Source organism: Hydrogenophaga sp. (genome assembly GCF_030656115.1).
Classification (GTDB): domain Bacteria; phylum Pseudomonadota; class Gammaproteobacteria; order Burkholderiales; family Burkholderiaceae_C; genus Hydrogenophaga.
Genome location: NZ_JAUSOO010000143.1, coordinates 1 through 3,473, shown reverse-complemented (window position 1 = coordinate 3,473; position 3,473 = coordinate 1). Strand labels below are relative to the sequence as shown.

Annotated in this window: 5 protein-coding genes and 1 pseudogene; 2 read left to right on the top strand and 4 right to left on the bottom strand. The window is 64.7% G+C overall.

Annotated features, from left to right (window positions below; all coding sequences use genetic code 11):
- A pseudogene (locus tag Q7J58_RS19015) lies at nt 1–618 on the top strand (poly-beta-hydroxybutyrate polymerase); the annotation flags it as partial.
- 25 nt (nt 619–643) lie between these two features.
- Here Q7J58_RS19015 and Q7J58_RS19010 read toward each other — a convergent pair.
- The 4 genes from Q7J58_RS19010 to Q7J58_RS18995 all read right to left on the bottom strand — a co-directional run bounded on the left by Q7J58_RS19010 (nt 644) and on the right by Q7J58_RS18995 (nt 2,707).
- The gene (locus Q7J58_RS19010; protein WP_177134566.1) at nt 644–1,000 is read right to left on the bottom strand and encodes a non-heme iron oxygenase ferredoxin subunit; all 357 of its coding nucleotides are present in this window, start codon (nt 998–1,000) and stop codon (nt 644–646) included.
- A 109-nt stretch (nt 1,001–1,109) separates the two neighbouring features.
- Complete coding sequence (locus Q7J58_RS19005) at nt 1,110–1,625, bottom strand: hypothetical protein (protein WP_177134564.1); 516 nt, start codon at nt 1,623–1,625, stop codon at nt 1,110–1,112.
- On the bottom strand, nt 1,622–2,350 hold the full coding sequence (locus Q7J58_RS19000) for a DUF2238 domain-containing protein (RefSeq protein ID WP_177134562.1): 729 nt from the start codon (nt 2,348–2,350) through the stop codon (nt 1,622–1,624). The genes Q7J58_RS19005 and Q7J58_RS19000 overlap by 4 nt, the downstream gene beginning before the upstream one ends.
- Nucleotides 2,351–2,500: 150 nt before the next feature.
- Nucleotides 2,501–2,707 carry a hypothetical protein gene (locus Q7J58_RS18995; RefSeq protein WP_177134560.1) on the bottom strand — a complete coding sequence of 69 codons (207 nt, stop codon included), beginning with the start codon at nt 2,705–2,707 and terminating at the stop codon, nt 2,501–2,503.
- 241 nt (nt 2,708–2,948) lie between these two features.
- Between Q7J58_RS18995 and Q7J58_RS18990 the strand changes: the two genes are divergently transcribed.
- Nucleotides 2,949–3,473, top strand: a 525-nt coding sequence (locus Q7J58_RS18990) for an IS701 family transposase (RefSeq protein ID WP_304831184.1), incomplete at its 3' end; no start/stop codon positions are given.

Below are 3,473 nucleotides of genomic sequence, written 5' to 3'. Positions count from 1 at the left end.
CGGCAGATGGCCGCGAGCTTCCAGTTCCTGCACTCGCGCGAGCTCATCTGGTCGGCCACGCTGCGAGAACTCTGGATGGGCGAGCCGCTGCGGCCGAACGACCTGATGGCCTGGAACGCCGACACCACGCGCATGCCGGCGGCGATGCACAGCCAGTACCTGCGGCGCCTGTACCTGCACAACGAATTGGCCGAGTCGCGTTACTGTGTAGAGAGCCGGCCGGTGTCGCTGGACGATGTCCACCAGCCGATGTTTGTGGTGGGCACGGAAAAGGATCACGTGGCGCCCTGGCGCTCGGTCTACAAACTGCACCAGCTGACGGACGCCGAGATCACGTTCGTGCTGACCAGCGGCGGCCACAACGCCGGCATCGTCAGCGAACCCGGCCATGCGGGCCGACGCTGGCGCGATGCGGTGCGCCGCCCAGGTGACCCGTGGCTGTCGCCGGACGAATGGGAAGCCGCAGCCAAGCTACACGAAGGCTCGTGGTGGACCGCCTGGGACACCTGGATCAAGGCCAAGGGCAGCGGCCGAGAGGTGTCGGCGCGCCAGCTGACTGGACGCGACGGCCTGTGTGGCGCACCGGGAGCCTACGTGCACCAACGGTGTGAGGACTGAGCGCCGGCCCCGGCGGCAGCGTTCTTCAGGCTTCCGGTACGCTGACCCGCACCTGCCCGGACTTCACGCTGACCTTGTAGGTCTGCAGCGCCTTTTCGCCGCGCACGACGTTCAGCAGTTGGATGCCCGGCGGGAAGTTCGCCCAGTCCAGCACCGCGCCGGTGCGGATGTCGAAGCGCGCGCGGTGCAGCGGGCATTGCACCTTGCAGTCTTCCAGCAGCTTGCCGCGCGCCAGCGGCGCGAAGGTGTGGGTGCAGCTGGCTTGTGTCGCGAAAAAGCCATCGCTGAGGTGGTACAGAACGATCTTGTGCTTGTCGACGATAAAGGACTTCATCTCGCCGACGGGCAGTTCGTCCGAACGGCAAAGGGTGTGCCATGTCATGCTGGGGCTCCGTTTGCAGGGAATGGTTGATTGTTGGGCCACGGTGCGCGTCTGGCTGCGATGCGGCCTCTCTTGCGCAGGGCGTGCGGCGGGGCAGTTAGACCGACTGTCACGATGCCATCAACCGCACCGGCATGGACGCCAGTCGGTCGAAGAGGCGCGCTTCGGCGCGGATCGGCCACCAGTCGTAGAGGAATAGTTCCATCGGCCGCCACATCGCGACCCAGCCGGCGATCGACAGGCTGGCGCGCACCACCTCGAGCATGCCGCCCGGATCGAGCCAGTTCTCGGCCAGCTTGCTCGCGGCGAGGGTGGCGGCCAGGAACGCCAGGCCGATCAACAGGCTGAGCCTGCCGCGGCGGAACAGTTCGCGCAGTCGCCGCCGCGCCGAGGCGCCCTGCAGGTGGAAATGCGCGTGGACCGCGTCGCTGACGGATGCCGTTTCGGAAGACGGGTGTTCGAGATGCACGACCAGGCCGAGCGCCTCATCGCGCGGCAGGTCCTTGGCCGCGTCGACGATGAAGCGCTCGGCGCGCGGATCGAGGTTGCGGGTCGCGAGCGGCGACGCGTCCATGTGGTCGAAGAACTGCTCCAGCTCGGCCACATGCACTTCGATCTCGTTCACCGCCCGGCCTCCCGCGACCGCAGCATGCGCACGGTCTCGCTCTCGCCAAGAGGTGCGGCGCGCTTGACCCTCATGCTGTCCTGCCACTCGCGCGCGAAGTCGCGGCGCAGGCGGGCGTTGATGAGCGCAGTCAGCAGCATGGCGATGAACGCGCCGAGACCGGCCAGCGACATGTCCTTGTGCGCATCCCAGACGTCGCCCTGGGTTCCGAGGTAGGCCACCCCCAGGCCGCCGCCGAAGATCTCGGCCGCGGCCCACTCGAACAGTTCGAAGAGTGCAGAGGTCGAGAGGGTCATGTCCAGAGGCAGGAAGTAGCCCCAGAAGCCGCGGGCGTCGGCCACGCGCAGGAACAGCTCGCGCATCGGATAGGCCAGCAGCAGCCCGTACATCAAGTGCACGAAGCGGTCGAAGTGATTGCGCTCCCAGCCCATCACTTCGTTGAGCGAGCGTCCAGTCAGCGCCTTGATCCATGCGTCGTATGGAACCTCGGCGTAGGTGTAGTGCGCACCCACCGTGTGCAGGCAGAGAAACAGGAAGATCAGCGTATAGGACAGGCGCGACATCACAAAGCGGCGACGCGACGCCGACAGCGCGACCGCGAACACGACGACCAGCACGTTCTCAAGCGCCCAGTCGTCCCGGTACCAGGGGTCGATGGCGAGCGCGACCCACACCACGGCGAACAGCGCAGCGAGGAGGGCGAGGTAGCGACCGTGGGAGATCATGCGGCACGATACTTGATTTCAAGGTGGCCGCTGGTATCGATCAAGCATCAGTTGCCGCGAAAAATGGCATTTCATCGGGCGGAGGCGCGAGCCAATGGCATACGCTCTCCCAACATGGGCGCGAGCACATTCTGCAGCCAATCCGCGCAGCTACTTGGCATCAAGCTTTCGCGCGATCGCGATGAACACCCAGACAAGTGCCAATGGAACGAGCACGACGAGCAAGTACGGCAGCGAAAGCGCCACCCAGACGAGCCCGACGAACATGGCGCCACCCACGACAAACACGCCGACTCCAGCAAACACAAAGAGCAGGAGGATTGCGACACAGAACAGAGCAACGAGGTCGGCGATCAAACCCGCAACAAGTCCGTCTGGAGGGTGCGCAGTGAGCGCCAGATGAGCGTAAAAAGCCCTGCAAATGCGTAAAACAGCCCCCCTGGATGGCGCATGGCGCGACCGCGACCGACCAAATCTTCCGAAACTGGCTCATCGTGCTGAGGCGGTCAGCTTCGGCAGGGGTATTTCAGTAGCCTGCTAATCTTACTGTGTCATAAATGACATAATTCGATCTTCCAGACTTCGAGCTGGAGGATCTATGAGTGCAGCGGAACGCTTTGATCTCTACCTTGAACACCTGAGCGCAGGCTGGGGTCACGCAGACCGGCACGCCGGCCTTCGGGGCTACTGCACGGGCCTGATGCTCCCCCTGCCGCGCAAGAGCGTGGAGCCGATGGCTGCGAGAGTGGATCCGACACACGCCAGCGCACGGCATCAAGCACTGCACCACTTCGTGGCCAAGGCAGAGTGGTCAGACACCCAGATGCTGCGCCGCGTGTGCCAGTGGGTGATGCCCAAGATGGACTTCAGCCAGGGCGGCTGGTGGATCATCGACGACACCGGGTTCCCGAAGAAGGGTCGTCACTCGGTCGGTGTCACCCGTCAGTACTGCGGGATGCTCGGCAAGCAGGACAATTGCCAAGTGGCCGTGAGTATCTCGCTTGCGAGCAAGCAGGGCAGCTTGCCCGTGGCTTGGCAGTTGTACCTGCCCAATGACTGGGCGGCGGATCCTGAACGGCGTGCCAAGGCCGGCGTTCCAGATGAAGTGCGCTTCGCCACGAAG

Bases quoted from the DNA above. Each gene is read 5' to 3' on its own strand.
- Q7J58_RS19010 (WP_177134566.1), bottom strand. From the start codon at position 1,000: ATGACATGGCACACCCTTTGCCGTTCGGACGAACTGCCCGTCGGCGAG.
- Q7J58_RS19000 (WP_177134562.1), bottom strand. From the start codon at position 2,350: ATGATCTCCCACGGTCGCTACCTCGCCCTCCTCGCTGCGCTGTTCGCC.